This window comes from Micromonospora sp. NPDC048835, from assembly GCF_040649995.1.
Classification (GTDB): domain Bacteria; phylum Actinomycetota; class Actinomycetes; order Mycobacteriales; family Micromonosporaceae; genus Micromonospora.
The window spans coordinates 1-16,737 of the sequence record NZ_JBEZGM010000028.1 but is presented as its reverse complement, the minus strand read 5'-3'; the positions used below and the strand labels follow the sequence as shown (position 1 = coordinate 16,737).

Below are 16,737 nucleotides of genomic sequence, written 5' to 3'. Positions count from 1 at the left end.
TCGGGACTGAAGTGAAAGCTGGGAGTGGACATGTCGTTTCGGGGTCGGCGTCGTCCGAGCAGCATCGCAGCGCTGGTGACAGCCGTGACCGTGGGAGTGCTCGCGGTCACGCCGCTGCCGGCGTCGGCAGCCGGCTCCGTCCTGTTCGACCAGCCATTCCGCAACAACACCGCGAACGGCATCGGCACGGTGGCGGTACCAGCGGTCCCCGGCGTTCTCGCCACCAACGCCGCCTGCCTGAGCGCGGCCGGCAACACCACCACCGGCCCGCTGCTCAGTTGCACCAGCTCCACCGACCCGCAGGGCTCGGGCAAACTGCGCCTCACCCCTGCCGCCGTCACCCGCCAGGGCGGGGTGTTCGGGGCAGTGAGCGTGCCCACCTCGCAGGGCCTGCACGTCACCTTCAACACCTACCAGTACGGCGGCACCAACCCGGGCGCGGACGGCCTCGCCTTCGTCCTGGCCGCGGTGGACCCGGCCAACCCGAGACCCCCGACCACCCTCGGCCAGCCCGGCGGCTCGCTTGGCTACTCGGCGGCGTTCAACGGCGTGTCCGCGGGCCTCTCCAACGGCTACCTGGGCGTCGGGCTGGACGTCTTCGGCAACTACAGCAACAGCACCTACCAGGGCACCGGCTGCACGAACCCGCCGTACATCTCGACCACCGGCGGGCGGGTCCCCGGCCAGGTGGTGATCCGTGGGCCGGGCCGCAACAGCGTGGGCTACTGCGCGATCAACAGCACCGCCGGCAGCACCTCGGCCCCCGCCCTCCCGCTGCGGGCCAGCACCCGGGCGGCGTCCGTGGTGCCGGTCGAGGTCGTCATCAACACGACCAGTTCCCCGTACACCACCGACACCGGCATCACCACTCCGGCGGGCCAGTACCGGGTCCGGTTCACCCCGGTCGGCGGCTCCGCCCGAACCCTGGAGGGCGCGCTTCCGGTGGTGTCGCCGAGCCTGTACCCGTCGTCGACCTGGCTGACCCCCAGCGGCTATCCACGGCAGGTCGCCTTCGGCTGGGTGGGCTCGACCGGCTCGGTCACCGACTTCCACGAGGTCGACAACGCCCGGGCGGTCAGCTTCAACCCGGTGCCGGACCTGAACGTGGCTCAGACCAGCGCCGTCGGCGCCGCCCCCCAGCCCGGCGACCCGGTCACCTACTCGATCACGGCCGGGGTCGATGCCGGCGCGACCGAACCGTCGCCGATCTCGGTCACCCAGACCGTGCCCGCCGGTGTCGTCCCACGCGCCGCCTACGGTTCCGGCTGGGTCTGCGCCGCACCGTCCGGCCAGACCGTCACCTGCACCAACAGCAACGGCCCGTTCGCCGGCGGCACCTCGCTGCCGCCCATCACCGTCGTCGCGACAGTCACCGGCACCGGGGTCACGCCGACGCAGATCCAGACCGCGACGGTGGCGACCTCGTCCTCGATCGACGCGAACCCGGGTCTCGCCACCGGCACCACACCTGTCGCGCCGGCCACCGCGCCCAGCGGCGTCACCGTCACCCCGGCCCAGAGTTCGGTCTCCGGGGGCATCCCGGTCACCGTCGGCGGCAGCAACCTCGCCGGCGCCACCGCGATCACCATCGGCACGGCCGCCGAACAGCAGGCCGGCACGTCCGTGCTGCTGGTGCCGTGCACCTCCGGCCCCGCCGCCGGCTGCTTCAGCGTGAACCCCAACGGCACCCTCGCCGTCTCCTCCATGCCCGCCCGGTCCGGCCCCGCGACGGTCACGGTCAGCGTCGTCACCCGAGGCTCGGCCGGGTCGGCGAACTTCGTGTACGCGTCCACGCCCGGCACGCCGACCACGCCCACCGCGGTCGCCGGCGTCACCAGCGCCACCGTGAGCTGGACCGCGCCGGCGAACAACGGCAGCCCGATCACCAGCTACCTGATCACCCCGATCCGGGACGGGGTCACCCAACCGACCCTCACGTTCGACGCCTCCACCACCAGCCGCACCCTGACCGGGCTGACCGCGGGCTCGTCGTACGCCTTCCAGGTCGCGGCGGTGAACGCGTTCGGGACCGGCGCGGCCAGCCCGCCCTCGGCGGCGGTGGTCCCGTACACCCTGCCGGGCGCGCCGACGAACGCCTCGGCCACGGCCGGGACCAACGCCGCCCGGGTGAGCTGGACGGCCCCCGCCAACGGGGGGTCGTCGATCACCGGTTACACCGTGACGCCCTACCTGAACGGTGTGGCCCAGGCGCCGCAGACGTTCACCGGAACCGCCACCACCCAGGTCGTCACCGGGTTGACCGGCGGCGCCACGTACACCTTCCGGGTGGCCGCGACGAATGCCGCCGGGACCGGCCCGCAGTCGGGGCCCACCGCGGCGGTGACTGTCAACGCGCCGCCCACGCTCACCTTCCCGCCGCCGCCACCCGGCAAGGCGTACGAGCCGTACCAGTACCAGTTGACGGTGGCCGGTGGCACCGCCCCGTACACCTGGGCGGTGAGCGCCGGGAGCCTGCCCGCCGGGCTGACCCTCGACCCGGTCACCGGTCTGCTCGCCGGCACCCCCACCGTCGCCGGGACGTTCCCGTTCACCGTGCGGGTCACCGACTCGTTCGACAGGTCCGCGACCCGGCCGGTGGAGCTGGTCATCACGCCGCTCGGCGGGCTCTCCATAAGCGTCCCGGCGATCTCCGCGCTGGGCACCGTCAGCTCGGGCGCGACAGGTGTCTCGGGCCAGCTCGGCCCGGTGACGGTCACCGACGACCGGGGGCCGTTCTCCGGGAACTGGGTGACCGTCGTCTCCAGCACGAACCTGACCACGGGCTCCGGCACGGCCGGCGAGACCATCCCCAACGGCAACATCACGTACGCCTCCGGGGCGGCCGTCGCGACCACCGGCGTCGGAACGTTCGTCCCGCAGCCCGGGGCGGTGCTGAACACCCCGCGTACCGCTGCCGGGTGGTCCGGCCAGGCCGGGGGCCCGAACACCGCCACCTGGAACCCGACCCTGTGGGTGACGCTGCCGTCCGGGGTCGTGGTCGGCACCTACGCGGCGGTCGTCACGCACTCCGTCATCTGACCGCCCCCCGACCGGCCCCGGGGCTGCCCGTCGCGCCCGCCGCCTGCGGGCGTCGATCATGGAGTTGTGGTGGGTGACAAACCATTCTTGTGGTGCCCGAGCCGGGCACCACAACTCCATGATCGACCCGGTCGGACAGTTCTGCCCGGCCGCTCCGGGGGGAACGGCCGGGCAGTGTCGAGGGGTGACGACGTCAGGCGAACTGCATCCGGTTTCGGCGGACGAGATACCAGCCACCGAGGGTGACGAGCACCAGCAGGGCGATCCCGCCAACCGTGTAGACCAGCCAACTCGGCCCGCTCGACGTCGCGACCGCCATCGGCGCGGCGACGGGGAGGACGATCGTTCCGGTCGCGGTGCGCTCGACGGTGCCGCTGGCGAGCTTCGCGTGCACCTCCCAGGTGCCCGCCGGCAGGGACTGGTTGACCTCGATGCGCACCTGCCCGTTCTGGCCGGGCAGGATCGTCACGCCGTTCGTCACCTTGAACGGACCGGCCTGCACCGCCGCCTTGCGCAACGTCAGCGTCCCGGTCATGTCCAGCGCGCGCTGGCCGGTGTTGGTGACCTTAGCGGTGACCACCGGGAACTCACCGGTGCCGGGTTCCGCGGCCAGACCGTCGATCCGGAAGTCGGTCGGCGGCTCACCACCCGGACCGATGTCGAGGTAGACCCGGATGCCCACCCGGTGGACCTGGGTGACATTTCCGGTGCGTTCCTTCGCGCTGGTGACCTGCGCCCAGATCGCGGCGTACCGCTCGCCCTTCGACGCTTTCCTCGGCACGGCGATCTCGACCTCGACCGGACGTCGCTCGCCCGGACCCAGCTCCATCGTGGCGGTCCTGAGTCGGATCCACCCGCTGAGTTCGTTGCCCGTGCGTGCCTCGGGCACGGTGAAGGCGTTGTTCTCGACCGACGCCGCACCCGAGTAGAACTCGATCTTCTGCGTCTCGCCGGAGGTGTTCTGCACCTCGACCCGGCGGTGGATCGTCGTCCCCGGCTTCAGGTGGTCCACGATGTACACCTGGGCGCGGGGATCCTGCACCCGACTGGCCGGAATGTCCAGCATGCGGATGCTGATCGCGGCCTCGTCGGCCGGGTCCTGTCGCTGCTCCCGCACGGCAACGGCTGGTGCCGCCGAAACCCCGAGCGCCACGAGGGCGACCGAGGCCAGCAGCACCAGCCGGCCGAGCGGCTCAGAACACCGAATGTGTCACCGTCCCGGTGTAGACACCCTGGACGGTGCCGACGGGGATGTTCACCACCAGGGTGGGGTTCCAGGTGGCGAAGTTGTTGCCGGTGCCGCCGGTGTGGCTCATCGCCGTCCGGGGGACGTTGATGATCACCTGCTGGGCCGCGGTGGGCTGACCCGGTGTGAAGGTGCCACCGCCGGCGGTCGCCGTGGCGGGGCCGGACCAGTAGAGGACGTTGATGTTCGGGATCGTCTCGCCGGAGGAGCCACCGCCGGTTACGAAGTCGGTGGAGATGACGTTCGCGGTCCAGTTGGGGGTGAGCGACCCGCGCTGGTCCAGCACGGTGACCGGGCCGAGTTGACCGGTGACGGTGGAGCCCTCCACGCCGTGTCCGATGTTCGCCGTCGCCGGTACGGTGATCGACAGGCCACCTGCGGCGTCGACGGTGAGGGTCACGATCGTGTCCCCGGTGGTGTCCGCGGCGGCCGGCCCGGCAAGCGCGACGACGGCGGCGACGCCGGCCATGCCCGCGAGAATCTTTCTACGCATCAAGTCTCCTTTGTCCGAAACGAACCCTGACAAGCAGTTAAGAGACTAACTACGCAAAACGCCCATATGGGCCAGAATGGCGCGGGCATCACCCGTGGGCGTTCGATGATCGTGCTCGATCCTGGATGTCGTGGCGTCGTGTGTGCGCGATCATGGTGGCCCGCTGCGCGCGTGCTGGGCTCGTGCGGAGGGCGGGCACGGCAGGGGCCCGGCGGCGTGCTGGCCGCCGAGCGCCGCGAGCGGATTCAGGCCGCGACCACGTACGGGAACGTGGCCGAACGGGCGGCCTTCGTGACCTCCGAGCTGAGACCGGACGTGGTGCCGGTGTTGAGGACCAGGGAGAACATCACCTCGGGTGCATTGTCGGCCAGGGCCCGGCCGTTGCGGATCGCGAAGCCGAAGTTCGCGGCGGTACCGACCGTGTAGGACAGCAGGTCCGGGTAGAGCTGCCGAGCAACGCTCCAGCCGTACGCCTGTGGGTCCGGCGCGGTGCCGTTGGCCTTGACGACCCCGGCGACCGCGTTGGCGATCTCCTCGCCGCCCTCGGTGAGGTCGCTGCCGGGGTGCCGGAAGTTGGCGGGGTCGGAGAAGTCGGTGTCGTGGGGCCAGAAGATCGGCCACATCATCGGGTGCCCGGCGCGGTTGATCTGCCGCCATCCACCCGCGTCGGTGGCCAGCATGGTGCGGCACCACACGCCGATCTCGGTGCCGTCGCGCAGGAGTGGCTCGTCGTGGGAGACCTCGAGAACTATCGACTCGACGGTGGTGCCGGCGAAGCTGTTCTTCGCCTGGTCGACCCGCCACGCCGAGCGGTCCACCGGCGAACCGTTCTTGACCGCGCCGTTGATGGTGGCGAGTTCGTCGAGGTCGACGAAGAAGGGGTCGGTGATCCGCCCGACCCAGATCCGGACGTTGCCGCCGGTGGTCACCTCGCCGGTCCGTCCCTCGGCGATCGGGGTACCCATCGCGGCGTCGTCGCGGGCGTCCGCGCCGGTCAGCTCGTACAGCTGGAGGGTCTGCCGCGCGTCGCCGTCCGGCTCGCCGAAGGCGAACCGGTAGGTCAGATCCTCCATCTCGGCGCCGTTGATGTGAATCTTGATCTCGTAGCGTGCCTCGGCGTGGAAGCCGCGCTTGATGTCGGCCTTGGTCACCGAGCTGTTGACGTCCATCACGAACACCGTTGCCCGGTCGCCGTCGAAGACGTACAGGTCGTCGATGTACAACTGGCCGCCCTGGGCGGCGAGGGGGGTATCGAGGTGGTGCGACATGAGCTCACTCCCGGAACTGCCGGATTCTGGACTAATCCGAACATAGTGGGCGTGAGTCCGGCTCTCGGCCCATCGCGCCAATCCGGTCGGGAGCGGGGGCCGCACGGCGGTGGGCCGCCCGAGTTGTCCTCGGACGGCCCACGAGATCGTGCCGGTTCGTCAGATCCGAGACCACTTCTGGTTGGCGGCGCCGAGGCACTCCCACAGGTGCAGCTTGCCGCCGTTGTTCGGGTTGGCCTCCCGTACGTCCACGCACTTGTTGGCGTTGAGGTTGACCAGGTCGCCGGCGGCGTTGAGGGTGAAGCGTTGCGCGGTGTTGCCGTTGCAGCTGACCAGATTTACCTCGGTGCCGTTGGCGGTGCCGGCCCAGGCCGGGTCCATGCACTTGCCCATCGCGCGGACGGTCCCGTCGGAGGCGAAGGTCCAGCTCTGGGCCGCCGTGGTGTTGCAGTCCCAGATCTGGAGCTTGGCGCCCTCCACCGGGTTGGCGCCGGGGATGTCGATGCAGCGACCGCTCTGCGCACCCCGGATCCGGCTGGTGCCGGGAGCCGGGTCACCCCCGCCTGAGGTGTAGCTGGACACCCGGACGTAGTCGACGAGCATCTGCTGCGGGAACTGGGTCGAGCCGTCCGGGTAGCCGGGCCAGTTACCACCGACCGCCACGTTGAGGATCATGAAGAAGGGGTGGTCGAACACCCAGCGGCTGCCGCCGAGGCGCGCCGGGTCGACCCGGTGGTACTGCACCCCGTCGACGTACCACGTGATCACGTTCGGTTCCCAGTCCACCCGGTAGGTGTGGAAGGTGTCGGCGAGCGGCGCGCCGAGGGTACGGCTGCCCGTGATGCCGCCGCTGCCGGAGTAGCCGGGCCCGTGCACGGTGCCGTAGACGGTGTTGGGCTCCCGGCCGATGTTCTCCATGACGTCGATCTCGCCCGCGTCCGGCCAACCGCCGCCGGTGCCGAGCATCCAGAAGGCCGGCCAGATGCCCTGACCGCGCGGGATCTTGATCCGGGCCTCGAAGCGCCCGTACGTCTGGGTGAAGGTGGCCGCCGTCAGCAACCGCGCCGACGTGTACTCGCAGCGCCCGTAGTGGCACTGGTAGTTGGCGGGGTTGTCCCGGCGGGCGGTGATGACGAGGTTGCCCTGGCCGTCGTGGACGGCGTTGCTCGTGCTGTTGGTGTAGTACTGCCGCTCGTTGTTGCCCCAGCCCCCGCCGCCGGTGTCGAACCGCCACTTGTTCTGGTCGACGGGCGTACCGGCCGGGGAGTTGAACTCGTCCTGCCAGCTGATCGGGCCGATGGCGGCCTCGGCCCGGTCGGGGTGCGCCGGGACGACGAGCGCCGTCGTGGTCGCGACGAGCGCGACCGCCAGGAGTACGAGGGGACGGAAGCGGAGGCTGGGCCGGGCTGTGAACACGGGAGGCTCCTCAGCGTGGGGGCGGTGGAGGGGATCTACCAGGATAGAGAGCGCTCTCTATAGCGAAGCATGTTGATATCGTGTCTTTCTGTCAAGAGTGTTTCCAATATCACGACCGTCCGTTACCGCCCGATGCGGACGAGTGAGCGAGTGTCGCTCAGCGGGGTGACGTCGGCCGGTGTCTCCGAGTTGGACGGCGCTGACCGTCTCAGGGTTTCGGCGCGCCCATCGACGGAGGTCGGCGAGAGCCGGGGCTACTCGATGGCGGTCGAATCGACCCTTCCTATTGCCGTGGGGCGTCCACCCGGGACAGGATGGCGAGGCGTGCTGGAAACGTTCCCGTAACCTGCGCGCTGCTGGTCTCTGTCACAAGGAAGTGGGAGTCAGTCATGAGCGAGGCTTCGACGGCGCTGGGTGTGCGCCTCTACCCGGATCTGGTCGAGCGGGGTGGCCTTGCCCCCGCGCTCATCGAAACCGCCACCCGCCACGGGCTCGACGTCGGCCGGGTGACCGCACCGGAGCAGGGGCGGGCCCGGTTCACCTCCGCCGAACTGCACTCCGACGAGGGCGTGGTGTGCGTCGGGCTGGGTTCGCAGGCCCGATACTTCATGATCGACCTTCGCGTCTCGGGAGAGGTCCTCGCCCGCGGTGACGTGATGGACCTGCTGAAGGTCGCCCAGGTGGCGGCGGCCTGGCGGGCCGGCCTGACCATCGCCGAGCTGACCGTCCGGTTCCCGTTCATGGAGGAGATCAAGCACCGCCCGTCGCCGGTGGCCCAGGTCGGCTAGCCGCAGCGGGCGGGCAGGTCAACAGCGCAGCCGAGGTGGCAGGGGTGACCCGGCACCGACGTCGCGGTTGAGGTAGGTCGACTGCGCGAAGGCGACGAAGCGTTCCGCGTCGGTCGCCGTGGAGGCCAGTCCGAACGAGACACGCACCGCGCCGCCCGTCGGCAGACGCAGCGCGGCGAGGTACTGGTCAATCGTGCCGACCCTTTCCAACAGCCGCTGTCGTGTCGACGACCGGCTGATGCCGAACGCGCCCTCGCCCGCGCCGGGATTGCAGAAACAGCCGGTACGCAGGGAGAAGCCGGCCGCCGCCGCCTCCCGTGCGACGAGCCGTTCGTCGACGAGCGTGCCGTCCGGGTGACGGAGGTTGAACGTCACCGTGCCACCGCGCCCCGCACCCTTTGTCGGCCCGTACACCTGCACCAGGGCTCCACCGCTGTCGTGTCGCAGGGTGCCCAGCCGCGCCAGCAGCCATTCGGTGAGCAGGCCGACCCGGGAGTGGACGACGTCCACGCCGATCGAGTCGAGCCAGCGCAGCCCGAACTCCACGTCGGGGATGCTCAGGAAGTTGAGCGTGCCGTCCTCGAACGCCGTCTCGTCGTCCATCGGCCGGTGCCAGTCGCCCTGCACGCTCACCGCGCGGATGGTGCCGCCGGCGAACCACGGCCGCCGCAACCGGGCCAGCGCCGTGCGGCGGGCCAGCAGCGCGCCGACCCCGGTGGGGTAGCCGAAGAGCTTGTACCAGCTCAGGCAGACGAAGTCCGGCCTGACGACGCTGAGGTCCAGTCGGTTCGTCGGCGCGAAGGCGGCGGCGTCGAGCAGCACGTCGTAGCCCCGCTGGTGGGCCAGCTCCACCCAGTCGAGCGGGTGCTGCACGCCGGAGAAGTTGCTCTGCGCCGGATAGGCGAACAGCCCGCGACGGCCGGGCCGACCCCACCGACTGGCGAGGCCGCCCCGGCCGGCATCGAGCGCCGCGACCAGCTCCGACTCGGCGACCCGCAGCTCCGGCCCGCTCAGCGGCACGTAGCGCACGGTGGCGCCGGCCGACCTGGCGTACTCGCGGATGCCGTTCACCGAATTGTGGTTGTCCCAGGTCAGCACCAGCGGCGCGGCCCGACCGAAGTCGTACGCCTCGCCGACCAGCCGGCAGGCGCCGCTGGCGTTCGGGGTGAAGACGACCGTGTACTCGGCTGGGTCGGCGCGGAAGAATTCGAGCACCGCGCGTCGCGCCGACTCCACAAGCGAACCCGCCGCCACGCTCGTGGGGTTCTCCGAGTGCGGGTTCCCGTACGCGCCGGCGAGCAGCCGGTCGTGGTGGGCGCGAATCTGGGCCCGAGCCGCCACCCCGGCCCCGGCGTAGTCGAGGTACACCTGCCCGTCGGTGTCCAGGTGCCGGTACTCGGTGGCGCGCAGCTCGTCGATCCGGCCGGTGGCGGCGTACCCCGGCAGCGTGGTGGGGGAGGCGTGCGCGCCCGGCTCAGGACGCACGACGGGGGTCCCGTCGGAGCAGGACCGCCCAGGCCGCACCCAGGAAGAGCAGCACGAACCCGCCGAGGACCAGCCAGTCGACCCACACCGGCCGGGAGAAACTCTCGCCGTACGTGGCGAGCAGCGGCGGGCCGAGCGGGGAACCGCCGTCGCGCCAGAGTCTCTCCACCCCGGCGGTGTGCCCCAGCCCTTCGAACGCCCACCGGTTCGACATCGCGTAGCTGAGCCACTGCCCGCCGACCGCCATGGCCGGCACCGGCAGGATCGCACCGACGAACAGCACCTGGGGGAAGCACAGCATCGGCAGCATGAGCGTCGCCTGGGCAGCGTCGGAGACGGCAGCCGAGCACAGCAGGCCGAGGGCGAGCGCTGCCGCCGAGGAGAGCAGCAGGGTCGCGTACAGGGCGGCGAAGTCGCTGCCGCCCACCGGCGGCAGCCGGTCCATGCCGCGCAGCACCCCGAGCAGCGCCAGGTCGACCAGGGCCAGCAGCGGCAGGAGCACCGCCACCTTCGCCAACAGGTACGGGGCCAGCCGGACCCCGGCCAGCCGCTCCCGGCGCAGGACCGGCAGCTCGGTGCAGATCTGGAGGAGCCCGTAGGTCAGCCCGAAGAAGAAGCCGCCGAACGCGATCCAGAACAGGATCATCACGGTCACCGTCGGGCTGGGGGTGGTCGGCTCGAACGCCCCCGGGCGGAACAGCAGCGCGAACATGCCGAGCACCATCAGTGGGGAGCCGAGCAGGATCGCCAGGGTCAGCCGGTTGCGCGCGACGATCTCCGCGTTGCGGGCGGTGAGGACCGCCCACTGGCGCAGCCGGCCGACCCGTCGCGTCGGCGTCGCGGCGAGACCGCAGTCGTCGGCCGTGCGGGCCGCAGGCCGTTCGGTCGTACGCTGCGCGGTCGCAGGCTGCTCGGCCGCGGGCCGTTCGGTCGTACGCTGCGCGGTCGCAGGCTGCTGCTCGGTCGGACGTTGCTCGGTCGTACGTTGCGTGGCGAAACGGTCGGGCCACTCGGTGGGTCGCGTCGCTTCGTCGAGCCGGAGGTGCACCTCGACGAGGGACCTCAGGCCGAAGAACTCCCGGGCGGCGGCCGGGGAGCCGCTGAACGCCAGGCGGCCCGCACGGGTCAGCACGACGACCCGGTCGCAGTGGTCCACGTCGGTGACCTGGTGGGTGGTCAGCACGACCGTCGCTCCCGCGTCGGCGAGCGCGCGGAGCACCCGGAGCAACTCCACGGCGATTGCCGGGTCCAACCCGGAGGTGGGTTCGTCCAGGAAGAACACACCGGGCCGGGTGAGCAACTCGACGGCGATGCTGGCGCGCTTGCGCTCACCACCGCTGAGCAGCCCGACCGGCGTGGCGGCCCGGTCGGTGAGTCGCAGTTCGGCGAGCACCTCGGCGACCCGGGCACTGATCTCGGTCGCCCCGGTGCTGGCGGGCAGGCGCAGCCGGGCGGCGTACCGCAGGGTACGGGCCAGCGGCAGTTCGCGGTGGATGATGTCGTCCTGTGGAACGACGCCGATCGCGCCGGCCCCGGCGGTGCCGTCGTACGTCACGGTGCCCGTCGTCGGTCGCTGGATCCCGGCGAGGACCTCCAGCAGGGTGGTCTTGCCGGCGCCACTGGCACCGATGATCGCTACCAGCTCGCCCGGCACGATGCTCAGCGAGACGTCGGCCAGGATCTGGCGACCGCTCCGGACGCTGCGGGTGAGCCCCTGGGCGGCGATGCCGACACCGGCGCGCGGGGGAGACGTGGTCTGCTCGGTCGTCATGTCGACTGCTCGATCCGGTCGGGAGGGGTCCGCCTGCAAATCGTGCCCCGCCGATGTTACTGAGCGACCGCGCAGTACGCCCGCAGTGGACGGTCAGCGACCGTCGTCCGTTCAGTCAGTGCTGGTCCGCCTGCGCGGGCACCTCAGTCAGTGCTGGTCCCGCGCCTGCGCCGGCACCTGGAGGAGATCCAGGCAGTTGCGCCACAGCGTCTCCAACTGGGTCGGGTCGTTGAGCAGCTTCGCGAGCAGGACCCGCCCCTCGATCTGGGCGACGATCGATCGGGCGGCCTCCCGGGTGTCGACCGACGGGCCGGCCAGACCGCGCTCCTTCGCTTCGGTGACGACCTGCTCGATGAGGCCGATCTGCTCCTCGAAGATCTCCTGGAGTCGCCCGCGGATCTCCTCGGCCTGGTTGCTGAGTTCGAGGGCGAGGTTGCCGAACAGGCAGCCCGCGACCACGCCGGCATTCTGCTGGCCGACGCGCTGGACCTCCTCGGTGGCCTCGAACAGGTCGCGGAGCCGCTGGAGCGGGTCGCGCTCGCTGCCGAGCACCTGCTCCCACTGGCGGCGCTGGGTGACCCAGTGCGCGTCGATCACGGCGCGGGCGAGCGCCTGCTTGGACTCGAAGAAGTAGTAGAAGCTGCCCTTCGGCACCCCGGCCGCCGCGCAGATCTCGGCGACGCCGAGGGCCGTGTAGCCGCGCTGCTCGATCAGCGAGGCGGCCGCGTCGAGGATCTTGTTCTTCGCGTCACTTGTCCGTCCCATGCTTTGACGATACACGACCAGTCGTCTAGCTTTTAGTAGACCAGTCGTCTAGTGAAAGTGGTCTTGTCATGAACAGCGCTCAGGGACAGAAGGTCGTTGTGATCACCGGCGCCTCGCAGGGCATCGGTGCCGGTCTCGTGGACGCCTACCGCAAGCTCGGGTACGGCGTCGTGGCGACCTCACGCTCGATCAGCGCCTCCAACGACCCGGAGATCGTCACCGTTCGGGGCGACATCGCCGACGCCGACACGGCCGAGCGGGTGGTGCGTGCCGCTCTGGACCGGTTCGGGCGGATCGACACCCTGGTGAACAACGCCGGCGTCTTCGTCGCCAAGCCGTTCACCGACTACACCGACGAGGATTTCGACCAGGTCACCGCGATCAACCTCGCCGGCTTCTTCCACCTCACCCGGCGCGTCATGCCGCACCTGCTGGACAGCGGCGCCGGTCACATCGTCAGCATCACGACCAGCTTCGTCGACCAGCCCAACTCGAACGTTCCGTCGGTGCTCGCGTCGCTGACCAAGGGTGGTCTCAGCTCGGCGACGAAGTCGCTGGCCATCGAGTACGCGGGTCGCGGTGTACGGGTCAACGCCGTCGCGCCGGGCGTCATCAAGACCCCGATGCACCCGGTCGAGACGCACGAGACGCTTGCGGGCCTGCACCCGGTGGGCCGGATGGGTGAGACCAGCGACGTCGTCGACGCCGTCGTCTACCTCGAGTCCGCCCCGTTCGTCACCGGCGAGATCCTGCACGTCGACGGTGGCCAGAACGCCGGTCACTGATTCCGGGCCCGAGCGAGAAGGAGCGACCATGCCGATCGTGACCATCCAGATCACCCGCGAGGGCAGCACCCCGGGCGCGACCGCGGCGACCGCCGACGAGAAGGCCGCCCTCATCAAGGGGGTGAGTGAACTGCTGCGCGACGTCCTCAACAAGCCGTTGACGTCGACCTTCGTGGTGATCGACGAGGTCGAGACCGAGAACTGGGGTCGCGGTGGCCTCCCGGTCGAACAGTTCCGCAGGCAACAGGCACCTCAGTAGAACCCGATGCCCGCCAGCCTTGCGGAACGTCCACCTCGATCGCGAAGATCCTGCCCGGCGACGGCCGGTGAGACACCCGCGCGCGACCTCATCGCGCGCCGGTCGATCACCGGCCGTCGCCACTCTGCGGCACTGATCATGTTGTGCGACCGTTGACGCGTGATCAGCACGTGGTTGGTCACCCGGAAGGAGACCGACCCGTGGATCTGCCAGAGGACCTGCTCACGCTGCTGCGCGAGCCGAGCACCTGCTTCGTCACGACGCTGATGCCTGACGGCTCGCCACAGCTCACCCAGACCTGGGTGGACACCGACGGCACGCACATTCTGATCAACACGGTGGAGACCCACCAGAAGACCCGCAACGTCCGGCGGGATCCCCGAGTGGCGGTGGCGGTCTCCGACCCGCAGAAGCCGGGCCGCTACCACGAGGTTCGGGGGCGGGTGGTGCGCACCAGCACCGAGGGCGCCGCCGAGCACATCGACCGGCTGGCCCAGCGCTACCTCGGTGGGCCGTACCCGTGGTTCGGCGGCCGTGACCAGGTTCGGATCATCCTGACCATCGAGCCTGACCGGGTGCGGTCGATGGGCTGACGGCGTCAGGCGGCCGCGGCCACCTCGCTGAAGAACTGCCGTAGCGCGTCGGCTACCAGGGTCGGTGCCGTCATGGTCACGAAGTGCGACTGGCCCGACCAGACGACGTAGCGGGCCGACGGAATCGCCCTCGCCAGGGCGTTCATCGTGGTGGGCATCGGCTCCCAGGTGTCGGCGCCGGCCATCAGCAGGGTCGGCACGGCGATCGCGGACCACCGGGTGAGGTCCGTGCTGTCCTGTGCGAGGGCCTCGAGATCGTGCAACCAGCCGACCGCCGAGCGGCGTGCCTCGACCGGGTCGGGCACCCGACGACCGGAGGCCATCGCGTCGACGATCTTCGCCGGAACCCGCGTCACCTCGTTCAGGGCCGCCGCCATCGCGGCGGGGTCGTCGCGCTCGAAGGCGGCACGGTACCTGTCCAGCAGCGGCGCGACAGCCGCCCCGGCCGCGTAGAGCGGCGGCTCGAAGAGAGCCAGGGAGCGTACGTCAGGCAGATCTGTCCGGGCGGTGTGCAACGCCAGCGTCGCTCCGTAGGAAGCGCCGACGAGATGGACCGGGCGGCCCGAGGACCTGCGGGCCGCCTCGACGACGGCGAGCAGGTCGGCTGTCTCGTCCGGGAAGGACTTGATGCCGGCCGGAACGTCGCTGGGGCCGTACCCGCGCCGGGCCGGCAGCCACACCTCGTGGTCGTGGGCGAGGTGCTCCGCGACGGCGGCCCACGAGTGCAGCCCGCCACCAGAGCCGTGCACCAGGACAACCGGGTCCCCGACGCCCAGGCGCCGAACCACCAGGCGGGTTCCGTCGGCCGAGCGGACCGACTGATCGTGGCTGTTCACTGCTACTCCCGTTCCTGGGTTGGCCAGTTGCACAACGCGGTGTGCACCGCGTCGAGGATCGACTGCCACGACGTGTCGACAGCGCGGGGATGCCCGAATCCGTCGACCGTTTCCAGGCTCGCGAAGCCGTGGAAGGTGCTGCGAACGAATCGCACCGCATCGGTCAGAGCCGGCTCGTCGAGCCCGTACCCGCGCAGCGTCGCGTAGCTCAACTCGATCAGGCGCAGGTGCCCGGCTGACTGGGTGCCGACCTCGGGCGGCAGTTGAAGCTGGGTCGCCGCGTACTGCCCGGGGTGCGCGACGGCGAAGGCGCGCCAGGCGTCGGCGAACCCGACCAGGGCCTGGCGGCCGGCCCGCCCCGCCACCGCGATCGCCAGCGCGTCGGCGAACGTGGCGGCCGCCCGGACCGCGACGTGCTCGATCAGGGCGTCACGGCTGCGGACGTGCACGTACAGGGCGGCGTCCGTGACCCCGAAGTGCCTGGCGACGGCCGCGACCGTCAACCGCGCCAGCCCGACCTCGTCCGCCAGTTCGGCTGCGGCAGCCGAGACGCGCGCGCTGGTCAGGCCCTGCCGTGGCATGTCGAAACTATCCTTCGCTAGGAAATAACTTAGGCACCCTAAGATACACGTCGCTCCGGGACGGGCATGAACGGCCCGGTCGGGGGAAGACCGGCCGTTCCGCCGCCGAGCAGGAGAGCCGGGATGAGAGCCGTCGTGTACGCGGGCGTCCGGGCGGTCGAGCTGCGGGAGGTGCCCGACGCGACGCTCGAGGCGGAGACCGACGTGCTCGTTCGGATCACCTCCACCGCCCTGTGCGGCACCGACCTGCACATGTACGACGGGCGGACCAGCGCCGAGCCCGGTCTGGTCCTCGGTCACGAGCCGCTGGGTGTGGTGCAGGAGGTGGGCGCCGCCGTGCAGACCGTCCGGCCCGGCACACGGGTGGTGATCCCCACCCACCTGTTCTGCGGCACGTGTGTGATGTGCGCTCGCGGACTCTCGGCGGCCTGCCTGCGGGCCCGCGCCGAGGGACCGGGCGCGGCGTACGGATACGCCGGCATGGGCCCGTACCGCGGGGCGCAGGCCGACCTGCTGCGCGTGCCGTGGGCCGACGCCAACTGCGTACCCCTTCCAGGCGAGCCGGGGGACGCGTACGAGGACGACTTCGTGCTGCTCGCCGACGCGTTCGTCACCGGGTGGCACGCCGCCGCCACCCTCGCCGAGGTCGAGCCCGGCGACACCGTGGCGGTGTTCGGCGCCGGCACCGTCGGTCTGCTCGGCGCGTACTCGGCGCTGCTGCGCGGCGCCCGGGTCGTGTACTGCGTCGACGGCGTCGACGCCCGGCTCGACAAGGCCGGCGAGATCGGCGCCGTGCCGATCGACTTCCGCCGCGGCGACCCCGTCGAGCAGATCCGTGCCGACCGAGCCCGGACCGGGCTGCCCCTCGGTGAGGAGAAGATCGGCGGAGTCGACAAGGTCATCGACGCGGTCGGGTTCCAGGCCCGCGACCGGGAACACCCCGACCGGGAGCGTCCGAACCAGGTCATCACCGACGCGGCCCGGCTGGTCAACGCCGCTGGCGCGATCGCGGTCGCCGGCGTGTACCCGGACCGGGACCCGCACCCCGGCCCCGGCGCGGACAACCACGAGAACATCGTCGCGCCCTGGGGTGCGCTGTTCAGCAAGGGAGTCGCGGTCCGGTTCGGCCGCACCCACGACCGCCGCTACACCGTCCTGCTGCGGGATCTGGTCGTCGCGGGCCGGGCGCGGCCCAGCATGATCGTCACCCACCACGGCAGCCTCGCCGACGCCCCCGATTTCTACCGCCGCTTCAACCACCGTAAGGACGGAGTGATCAAGGTAGTACTAAACCCGTCCTGACCGCCCCGCCCCGCCCCCCGCCCCGCCCCCCGCCCCGCCCGCCCCCGCCCCGCCCCGCCCCCCGCCCCGCCCCCCGCCCCGCCCGCCCCCGCCCCGCCCCCCGCCCCGCC

15 protein-coding genes are annotated in these 16,737 nt (G+C 71.1%); 6 read left to right on the top strand and 9 right to left on the bottom strand.

The genetic code is table 11. The features are described 5' to 3' along the window. Positions 1-75 precede the first annotated feature (75 nt). Positions 76-3,039, top strand: a complete 2,964-nt coding sequence (locus AB0C15_RS26550; RefSeq protein ID WP_357356314.1) for a fibronectin type III domain-containing protein — start codon at positions 76-78, stop codon at positions 3,037-3,039. Positions 3,040-3,232: 193 nt separating this feature from the next. On the opposite strand, the gene AB0C15_RS26545 is transcribed toward AB0C15_RS26550, so the two are convergent. From AB0C15_RS26545 to AB0C15_RS26530, 4 genes are all read right to left on the bottom strand, one after another. After that, positions 3,233-4,216 carry a hypothetical protein gene (locus AB0C15_RS26545; RefSeq protein WP_357356312.1) on the bottom strand — a complete coding sequence of 328 codons (984 nt, stop codon included), beginning with the start codon at positions 4,214-4,216 and terminating at the stop codon, positions 3,233-3,235. A 16-nt stretch (positions 4,217-4,232) separates the two neighbouring features. Beyond that, on the bottom strand, positions 4,233-4,778 hold the full coding sequence (locus AB0C15_RS26540) for a hypothetical protein (protein WP_357356310.1): 546 nt from the start codon (positions 4,776-4,778) through the stop codon (positions 4,233-4,235). A gap of 245 nt (positions 4,779-5,023) precedes the next feature. Beyond that, positions 5,024-6,046, bottom strand: coding sequence for a DUF4331 family protein (locus tag AB0C15_RS26535; protein WP_357356308.1), 1,023 nt, complete (start codon positions 6,044-6,046; stop codon positions 5,024-5,026). Positions 6,047-6,205: 159 nt separating this feature from the next. Continuing rightward, positions 6,206-7,462, bottom strand: a complete 1,257-nt coding sequence (locus AB0C15_RS26530) for a family 16 glycosylhydrolase (protein WP_357356306.1) — start codon at positions 7,460-7,462, stop codon at positions 6,206-6,208. 389 nt (positions 7,463-7,851) lie between these two features. On the opposite strand from AB0C15_RS26530, the gene AB0C15_RS26525 reads away from it, so the two are divergent. Next, the gene (locus AB0C15_RS26525; protein WP_357356304.1) at positions 7,852-8,250 is read left to right on the top strand and encodes a hypothetical protein; all 399 of its coding nucleotides are present in this window, start codon (positions 7,852-7,854) and stop codon (positions 8,248-8,250) included. Positions 8,251-8,268: 18 nt separating this feature from the next. Here AB0C15_RS26525 and AB0C15_RS26520 read toward each other — a convergent pair whose 3' ends face one another. The 3 genes from AB0C15_RS26520 to AB0C15_RS26510 all read right to left on the bottom strand — a co-directional run bounded on the left by AB0C15_RS26520 (position 8,269) and on the right by AB0C15_RS26510 (position 12,271). After that, positions 8,269-9,735: an aminotransferase class V-fold PLP-dependent enzyme gene (locus tag AB0C15_RS26520; RefSeq protein ID WP_357356302.1), complete on the bottom strand. Its 1,467-nt coding sequence runs from the start codon at positions 9,733-9,735 to the stop codon at positions 8,269-8,271. Next, positions 9,725-11,506 carry an ATP-binding cassette domain-containing protein gene (locus AB0C15_RS26515; RefSeq protein WP_357356300.1) on the bottom strand — a complete coding sequence of 594 codons (1,782 nt, stop codon included), beginning with the start codon at positions 11,504-11,506 and terminating at the stop codon, positions 9,725-9,727. Before AB0C15_RS26515 ends, AB0C15_RS26520 begins: the two co-directional genes overlap by 11 nt. Positions 11,507-11,653: 147 nt before the next feature. Then, positions 11,654-12,271 carry a TetR/AcrR family transcriptional regulator gene (locus AB0C15_RS26510; protein WP_357356298.1) on the bottom strand — a complete coding sequence of 206 codons (618 nt, stop codon included), beginning with the start codon at positions 12,269-12,271 and terminating at the stop codon, positions 11,654-11,656. A 68-nt stretch (positions 12,272-12,339) separates the two neighbouring features. On the opposite strand from AB0C15_RS26510, the gene AB0C15_RS26505 reads away from it, so the two are divergent. The 3 genes from AB0C15_RS26505 (at position 12,340) to AB0C15_RS26495 (ending at position 13,908) form a co-directional block, all read left to right on the top strand. Beyond that, entirely contained in the window at positions 12,340-13,056 is a 717-nt protein-coding gene (locus tag AB0C15_RS26505; RefSeq protein ID WP_357356296.1) for an SDR family oxidoreductase, read from the top strand. A gap of 28 nt (positions 13,057-13,084) precedes the next feature. Continuing rightward, positions 13,085-13,315, top strand: coding sequence for a 4-oxalocrotonate tautomerase family protein (locus AB0C15_RS26500; RefSeq protein WP_357356294.1), 231 nt, complete (start codon positions 13,085-13,087; stop codon positions 13,313-13,315). A 200-nt stretch (positions 13,316-13,515) separates the two neighbouring features. Beyond that, complete coding sequence (locus AB0C15_RS26495; protein ID WP_357356292.1) at positions 13,516-13,908, top strand: PPOX class F420-dependent oxidoreductase; 393 nt, start codon at positions 13,516-13,518, stop codon at positions 13,906-13,908. Positions 13,909-13,913: 5 nt separating this feature from the next. On the opposite strand, the gene AB0C15_RS26490 is transcribed toward AB0C15_RS26495, so the two are convergent. Both AB0C15_RS26490 and AB0C15_RS26485 read right to left on the bottom strand, forming a co-directional pair. Then, on the bottom strand, positions 13,914-14,744 hold the full coding sequence (locus AB0C15_RS26490) for an alpha/beta fold hydrolase (RefSeq protein WP_357356290.1): 831 nt from the start codon (positions 14,742-14,744) through the stop codon (positions 13,914-13,916). 2 nt (positions 14,745-14,746) lie between these two features. After that, complete coding sequence (locus AB0C15_RS26485) at positions 14,747-15,325, bottom strand: TetR/AcrR family transcriptional regulator (RefSeq protein WP_357356288.1); 579 nt, start codon at positions 15,323-15,325, stop codon at positions 14,747-14,749. Positions 15,326-15,448: 123 nt separating this feature from the next. Here AB0C15_RS26485 and AB0C15_RS26480 point away from each other — a divergent pair, with 123 nt between their 5' ends. After that, on the top strand, positions 15,449-16,627 hold the full coding sequence (locus AB0C15_RS26480; protein WP_357356286.1) for an alcohol dehydrogenase catalytic domain-containing protein: 1,179 nt from the start codon (positions 15,449-15,451) through the stop codon (positions 16,625-16,627). Positions 16,628-16,737: the final 110 nt, after the last annotated feature.

Coding starts and splice junctions, on each gene's coding strand:
- AB0C15_RS26525 (WP_357356304.1), top strand. CDS start 7,852: ATGAGCGAGGCTTCGACGGCGCTGGGTGTGCGCCTCTACCCGGATCTG.
- AB0C15_RS26515 (WP_357356300.1), bottom strand. CDS start 11,506: ATGACGACCGAGCAGACCACGTCTCCCCCGCGCGCCGGTGTCGGCATC.
- AB0C15_RS26505 (WP_357356296.1), top strand. CDS start 12,340: ATGAACAGCGCTCAGGGACAGAAGGTCGTTGTGATCACCGGCGCCTCG.
- AB0C15_RS26480 (WP_357356286.1), top strand. CDS start 15,449: ATGAGAGCCGTCGTGTACGCGGGCGTCCGGGCGGTCGAGCTGCGGGAG.
- AB0C15_RS26540 (WP_357356310.1), bottom strand. CDS start 4,778: ATGCGTAGAAAGATTCTCGCGGGCATGGCCGGCGTCGCCGCCGTCGTC.
- AB0C15_RS26535 (WP_357356308.1), bottom strand. CDS start 6,046: ATGTCGCACCACCTCGATACCCCCCTCGCCGCCCAGGGCGGCCAGTTG.
- AB0C15_RS26510 (WP_357356298.1), bottom strand. CDS start 12,271: ATGGGACGGACAAGTGACGCGAAGAACAAGATCCTCGACGCGGCCGCC.
- AB0C15_RS26485 (WP_357356288.1), bottom strand. CDS start 15,325: ATGCCACGGCAGGGCCTGACCAGCGCGCGCGTCTCGGCTGCCGCAGCC.
- AB0C15_RS26500 (WP_357356294.1), top strand. CDS start 13,085: ATGCCGATCGTGACCATCCAGATCACCCGCGAGGGCAGCACCCCGGGC.